Source organism: Aeromonas finlandensis (genome assembly GCF_000764645.1).
Lineage (GTDB): Bacteria > Pseudomonadota > Gammaproteobacteria > Enterobacterales > Aeromonadaceae > Aeromonas > Aeromonas finlandensis.
Genome location: NZ_JRGK01000043.1, coordinates 40,209 through 47,238, shown reverse-complemented (window position 1 = coordinate 47,238; position 7,030 = coordinate 40,209). Strand labels below are relative to the sequence as shown.

Here is a 7,030-nt window from a genome sequence, read left to right as displayed (position 1 = left end):
TTATTGCCTGAAAATCAGCCATTCACCTGAATATTGACCGTTCACTCCCTCTTCTCTACCGTTCTCTCTACTTTTCCTCCTCTATTTTCTGTTTGAAAATCACACATTGGCTCTCTGTGGTGGAAAACGCCGTCCTTCATCTAAAACAATGGCGAGAACTTGCGACAAGATACGCCAAGAATACGAGCTTGTGTGTGGCAGCGGTGCAGATCCGCGCATGTACTTGTGGGTTACCGTTTCATGACGACAGCACCGAGGGAAGAGGGGAGAATTTAGCCTTGACGGTATGTGGTCAGAAAGCTTGCGATCCCGTCCGTGGGTATTTATATCTCGGCTTTTTTGGTCGATTAACCACCATTTTGATTGGTGTAGTTTTGACCAAACTCTGCCCATTGCGCGTGATTAGGGTTGTATCTCGCTTATAACTCGGTAGAGTAAGGGCATCTTGAGTTTGCCTGTCCCGCGCCGTGTTTGCCGGGTTCCAGGTGTAACTTGGCCAGTTTTTATCAACCTTAAGTCAGTGGTATCGATATGGAACAAGTAAACAAGTCCACCTTCAGCGATGTACTGGAATATGTGCGTATGTCCCGTCGCCAGAACAAACTCAAGCGTGAAATTGCGGATAACGAGAAGAAGATCCGTGACAACCAGAAGCGCGTACTGCTGCTCGATAACCTGAGCGATTACATCAAGCCGGGCATGAGCATTGATGATGTGCAGGCGATCATCGCCAACATGCGTACCGACTATGAAGAGCGCGTGGATGATCACATCATCAAGAACGCCGAGCTCTCTAAAGAGCGCAAAGAGCTGAGCACCAAACTGAAGGGCATGAGCTCTCACAAATAAGCTTTCAGCTTTCGGTTAAGAGACACCGGCCACTGGCCGGTGTTTTGTTATCAGCTCGGATCTCTGCCACTCCTGCAACAATCGGCTCCCCTTTTTAGAATTGCCCTGTTACCATCAATACAAAGCGGTCAATAGTTTCAAGCCATTGACTTGAAAAGACTAAGCTTGAGTGAAACACAATAAATTGCGCAACCATGGTGGGGCTGATATGGGCGCATCAGAACAGACGGATTTGACACAAGTGGCATCTCAAGATTCATCTGTCCAGACCACGGACGGGAACCCAAAGCGCAAGCGTCGTCCCTGGTGGCGTTGGCTGTTCTGTTTTCTCTTTTTATTGTGCCTGGGGGCGGTGATCGCTCTGGTTGGCTATGAGATGAAAACGTCCAGGCTGCAATCTCAGGAGATTTCGCGCTATGCCGCCAAGCTCACCTATCAGGTCGAGCAAGGTCAGAGCAAGCAGATTGCCTTTCCCGAGGATGGTCCGTTCGACAAGCGACTCGGCTATGTGCAACTGCCGATGATGCAGGATCGTCTGCTGCAGCGGGGCTATGAGGTCAGCCAGCAGGTGCATTTCTCCGATGCACTCTACGACTATGCCAGTCGAGGCTTCTTTGTGCCCTATACCGAGAAGGTGCAGGCCGGACTGACGCTCCACGACTGCCGCGCCGAGCCTTTCTATCAATTCAAGTATCCGACTCATCACTACCCGGATTTTGCCTCTATTCCGCCGTTGGTCATCCAGTCGCTGCTGTTTATCGAAAACCGCGACTTGCTGAGCAATGAGGAGCCGTTGGCCAACCCGGCGGTCGACTGGCCCCGTTTTGCCAAAGCTGCACTCTCTCAAGTAGGCAAAGCGCTGGATATGCAGGATCAATCTGCCGGTGGCAGTACCCTGGCGACCCAGGTGGAGAAGTACCGCCACTCACCGGATGGCCTGACCCTGTCACCGACCGAGAAGATCCGTCAGATGGCTTCTGCCAGTGTGCGGGCTTATCGTCTCGGACCGGAAACCCTCGAAGCGCGCAAGCTGGTCGCTTGGGCCTACCTCAACTCGGTGCCGCTCTCGGCTGCGCCGGGATACGGTGAGGTACATGGTCTGGGGGATGGCCTCTGGGTCTGGTTTGGTGCCAACGTCGATGACGTGAACCGTCTGCTGGATCCCGCCCGCAACCAGAATGCGCCGCTGGCCGAGCAGGGGCTTGCCCTGCGTCAGGTGGTCTCGCTGATGATTGCGCACCGCCGCCCTTCTTACTATCTGGCTCAGGGCCGTGAGTCCCTCGCGGATCTCACTGACAGCTACCTGCGCCTGTTTGTGCAGGAGGGTATGATCTCCCCGCCGCTGATGGAAGCTGCGCTCAAGGCCAAGATCTCCTTCCGTGATTTCCTGCAATCGCCAGCGATTACCCGAGTGAACAACAACAAGGGGTTACAGGTTGCCCGTACCCGTCTGAGCCGTCAGCTCGGGGTGCAGCTCTATGACCTCGACCGGATGGATCTGACGGCCGATACCAGCCTCAACATGCCGCTGCAGAACGAAATCTCCCGTTATCTGCAACAGCTGGCCGACCCGACCTTTGCTGCTCAGGTAGGGCTGTTTGGTGAGCGCCTGCTCTCGCCGGAGAAGACTGGCGATGTGCGCTACAGCTTCACCCTGTTCGAGAAGTCGCCGGAAGGGTTCAAGGTCCGGGTGCAGACCGACAACACCGATCAGCCCTTTGATATCAACGAAGGCTCCAAGCTGGAGCTCGGCTCTACCGCCAAGTTGCGGGTGCTGACCACCTATCTGGAGATCGTCTCGGAGCTGCATGACAGCTACGCGGGCATGTCGCCCGAGAGCCTGCGCAAACTCGCGTCGGCTTCTCAGGATAACCTCAGTCGCTGGGCCATCTCCTATCTGATGACGGCTCAGGACAAGAGCTTGCCGGTGATGCTGGAGGCTGCACTGGATCGCCAATACTCCGCCAGTCCCAATGAGGGGTTCTTTACCGGTGGCGGTATGCACACCTTCAACAACTTCCGCCGTGAGGATAACGGGCGTATTCCCCCCATCCGTGATGCGCTGCGTGAATCCATCAACCTGCCGTTTGTGCGGCTGATGCGCGATATCGTGCGCTACAGCCTCTACAAGGAGGGGAATCGCGCCCAGTTGCTCAAGGATGACAAGGACCCTCGTCGTCAGGAGTATCTGGCGAAATTTGCCGATAAAGAGGGGCAGACCTATCTGCTGCGCTTCTGGCGTAAATATCGCGGCAAGACCCCGGAGGAGCAGCTGGATACCTTCCTCGATGGCCTGAAGCCAAGCGCGGTGCGTCTGGCTGCAGTACACCGCTATCTGATGCCCGATGCCAGCGAGGCGACCTTTGCCGCCTTCCTGGCCGAGCGGTTGCCACGGGAAAAATTGAGCAGTACCCGGATCAACCAGCTCTATGTCAGTTATGGCCCGGGCAAGTATTCACTGCCGGATCAGGGCTACATCGCTCGGGTGCACCCGTTGGAGCTGTGGCTGCTGGCCTACCTCAAGGAGTTCGACAAGGCGACCTTTGCCGATGCGGTGGCGGCCAGCCGTGACGAGCGGCAGGAGGTCTACAGCTGGCTGTTCAAGACCCGTCATCGCAGTGCCCGTGATAGCCGGATCCGCACCATGCTGGAGGTCGAGGCCTTCCTCGACATTCATCAGCGTTGGGCACGACTGGGTTATCCATTCGATCACCTGGTGCCGTCGCTGGCGACCGCGCTGGGTAGCTCAGGCGACCGTCCGGCTGCGCTGGCTGAGTTGATGGGCATTATCCAGAACGGCGGTATTCGGGTGCCGACGTTGCGCATCGAGCATCTTGAGTTTGCCAAGGATACGCCGTTCGAGACCGAGTTCGAGCCGACCCACACCGAAGGCACAAGGGTTCTCCCTGCCGAGGTCGCGACAGCGCTGCGCAATGCGCTCTCCAAGGTGGTGGAAGGGGGGACCGCCAGACGTATCGCCGGGGCGTTTGCCCTGCCGGATGGCACTGTGCTGCAAATGGGTGGCAAGACGGGAACCGGGGATAACCGGATCGAGACGGTGGGCCGCTATGGCAACGTGACCAGTTCGCTGGCCCGTAACCGCACGGCGACCTTTGTCTTCTATCTGGGGGATGACCACTTTGGTACGCTGACGGCTTATGTGCCGGGCAGCCAGTCTGACAAGTTCCGCTTTACCTCTGCGCTGCCGGTGCAGGTGCTCAAGGGGATGGCTCCCCTGCTGATACCTTATCTGCAGCCGGGTTCCCATACCCAGTGCCTGGCGAACCAGTGATGAGGGTGGGTAGTTGATAACAAACGGGGAGGCTCAACAGCCTCCCCGTTTCATTCTTGGCGTAAGGCGGGATTTTACCGCCCGATGTCAGACGTTCAGAATGAACTGTTCGATCACCTGGGCCACGCCATCTTCATCGTTGCGCGCCGTAGTGTGTTGGGCCAGCGCCTTGATTTCGTCGGTGGCATTGCCCATCGCAACCCCGAGGCCTGCGTACTCGATCATGTGGCGATCGTTGCCGGCATCCCCGACGCAGATCACCTGCTCAGGGGTCAGACCAAGGTGCTCGGCCAGCGCGGCGACGCCGGTACCCTTGTTGCTCTGCTTGTGCATGAACTCGAGGAAGAAGGGGGCGCTCTGTACCACGGTATAGCGCTCATAGAGCTCCGCGGGCAGCCGCTCGATGGCACGGGAGAGCTGGGGCGGCTCATCAATCATCATCACCTTCATGATCTGCTCGTCGGCGGGCAGGGTAGCGAAGTCGATCAGATTGATCGGCATACCGATAAGGCGAGATTCGTGCTCGGTGTAGGTGCTGATGCGCGGGCTGATCAGGCCACGGGTGACCGAGAAGCCGTGGACGTTCACCTCCAGCTCGTCAGCCAGTCTGGCGACGGCGCTGGCGTCACTGCCGGTCAGCAGCTGGCTGCGGATAATGCGCTGATCGGCTACCTGTTGCACCAGAGCGCCGTTGTAGCAGATGACGTAATCATTCTCTGTGGTGAGACCGAGCTCTTCCAGATAGCGGCTCATCCCTTCCAGTGGGCGGCCTGAGGCCAGCACCACGGTTACCCCTTTGGCGCGCGCGGCGCTGATGGCGGCGTGGGTGCGGGGAGTAATCTGGCCCTGCGGGTTGAGCAGGGTGCCATCCATATCCAATGCGATCAGCTTGTACATCTCTCACTACCTGAGTCTGGGTGGCCCGCCCGGTGGGGCCAAGGAAGTGGCGAGTGTAGCGAAAATCGGCGGCCGGATCACGGCCGGTGCAGCGATGGTTCTGTGACGATTGACCTATTTGTGCCCCTCATAAGGGTTCATCAGCAGTTGATCCTCGCGAATGCAGAAGTGGATCGGGCCATGTTCGATATCGACCCGGTTGTGGTGGTGGGCCATCTCCACCTCGACCCCGGGGAAGAGGTGCTGGGTTGCGATGATGTCCATCTCGGCCATCAGTTTTTGCAACTCTTCATGGTTGGCGGCCAGTTGATCCTCCAGCTGGCGCAGCTCGAGTTGATGACGTTCGCGGATGGGCTTCAGTTTGCGCAGGGTATCGGGGTTGCGCTTGTCGCTGGGCAGTTGTACCAGCCGCATCACCAGTTCTTTGATCTTCTCCAGTTGCTCCTGACACGCCTGTTGCTGCTGTTTGAGCTGATGCTCCTGCTCCTTGTGGGTGAAGTAACCGCCGAGGATCTGCAGCCGGGTCTGATTGCCGGCGGATGCCCCCAGCACCGGCGAGATGATGAGGCGATTGGCAATGCTGAGGCCACCCAGCAGGTTACCTTTTCGCATCCCGCCGTCACCCACCTTGATATCCTGTCCACTGCGGCTGTAACAGTGGCTGAGCTGGCTCTGGATCTGGATATCGCCTCCTGCCTCCAGCTGGGCATACTGGGCGTAGCTGGCGTGGATCTCCCCCTGGGCATTGAGTTGGCAGAGGTACTCCCCCTGTTCATTGCGCCGCCCTATGATGCCGTGCCGTACCGTGATGGTACCCCCCGCCTCGATCCAGCCCCCCTCGATAAAGCCGCCGATGACAATGTCACCGCTGACCCGGATCTTCATGCCGGGATTGACGTCGTCATTGACGATCAAGCCCCCTTCAAAGGTGATATGACCATGGCGCGCATCCACCCGTTTGACGCTGAGTACCTCGTCCACCTTCATACCCGACTTCTCCTGACAGGGCAGGCCTGCCCGGCTGGCAATAAGCAGATCGGGATCGTCTGGCGAGAAGAAGGTGCCGTCCCCTGCACTCATCGGGCTGTCCTTGCCATTCTTGGCGGGCAGATCCTGGCCGGTTACGGTAAAGCCGGGCACTCCCTGGGTGGCAGGGTGACGGCGCATCAGCTGGGCGCCCGCCTTGACGGTGACGATGGAGCCGAGATCCCGCAGGTCGACCCGGTCATGATCCAGCTCCCTGGGTTTGAGGATCCGCTCGGCCGGTGTTTCCACCAGTCGTTCATAGCGGGTGTCCTGACCATTGACGGCGGGCTGGCCACGGGCAATCACCAGCTTGAGCTGGCTGCCGGGGGCGGCCTCCTTGGCTGTCTGGATGGCAGTGGTGAGCAGGGGCTCGGTAACCCCCTGCTTGATTTCGCTGAGGGAGATAGCCTCCTTCAGCTGTTCGATGGAGAGGTACTTGCCACCCCAGTCGGCGGTGATCTGGGCGCTGGCGCTCATCCGATCTTTTTCCACCACTATGGTGACTCTGGCATCTTGCCGTTTGGCGATGGGAACCGGGTTGGCTGGCACGGGAGCGGCAGGGTTGGTGAGCAGGGTATTGAGCAAGCTGATGGCCTGCTTGATCCCCTCTGGCAGTGGCTGATAACGGCGACAGTTGGAGGCGAGCAGCAGGGCCTGAATATCCTGTTCAGTGACCGGCTTGGAGAGACCCGCTGCAATCCGCAGGCAAACCAGGTCCATATCGCTTGATAGCAGCAGCCACTCTTTGCTTAACACCGTATCTCCTTGCCGGGTGAAGGGAGGGGCGATCGTTTCGTCCCTCTACTGTCATTTAATCTCTCAATGATGGATAAAGCGAATCGCTGACCCAGAGAGTGGGCAGTATCCGGAAATTTCTTCTGAATGGTCAATGGATTGAGATCAAATGGGTGATGGTGGCTCAATAAATGACAGCGCTGTTCGGAAATGGTCCGGCATGGGCTGCCG

General features: G+C 58.1%; 4 protein-coding genes. 2 read left to right on the top strand and 2 right to left on the bottom strand.

What is annotated here, in order from left to right:
• Positions 1-531 precede the first annotated feature (531 nt).
• Both tmaR and LD28_RS0105800 read left to right on the top strand, forming a co-directional pair.
• Positions 532-849 (top strand): PTS system regulator TmaR, encoded by a 318-nt coding sequence (gene tmaR, locus LD28_RS0105805; protein WP_033136060.1) that lies wholly within the window; start codon positions 532-534, stop codon positions 847-849.
• A gap of 208 nt (positions 850-1,057) precedes the next feature.
• A complete protein-coding gene (locus LD28_RS0105800; protein WP_033136059.1) occupies positions 1,058-4,141 on the top strand; it encodes a transglycosylase domain-containing protein in 3,084 nt (1,027 codons plus the stop codon).
• 87 nt (positions 4,142-4,228) lie between these two features.
• Here LD28_RS0105800 and yidA read toward each other — a convergent pair whose 3' ends face one another.
• Complete coding sequence (gene yidA, locus LD28_RS0105795) at positions 4,229-5,038, bottom strand: sugar-phosphatase (RefSeq protein WP_033136058.1); 810 nt, start codon at positions 5,036-5,038, stop codon at positions 4,229-4,231.
• Positions 5,039-5,152: 114 nt separating this feature from the next.
• Positions 5,153-6,820: a DUF342 domain-containing protein gene (locus LD28_RS0105790; RefSeq protein ID WP_033136057.1), complete on the bottom strand. Its 1,668-nt coding sequence runs from the start codon at positions 6,818-6,820 to the stop codon at positions 5,153-5,155.
• Between the last annotated feature and the right edge of the window lie 210 nt (positions 6,821-7,030).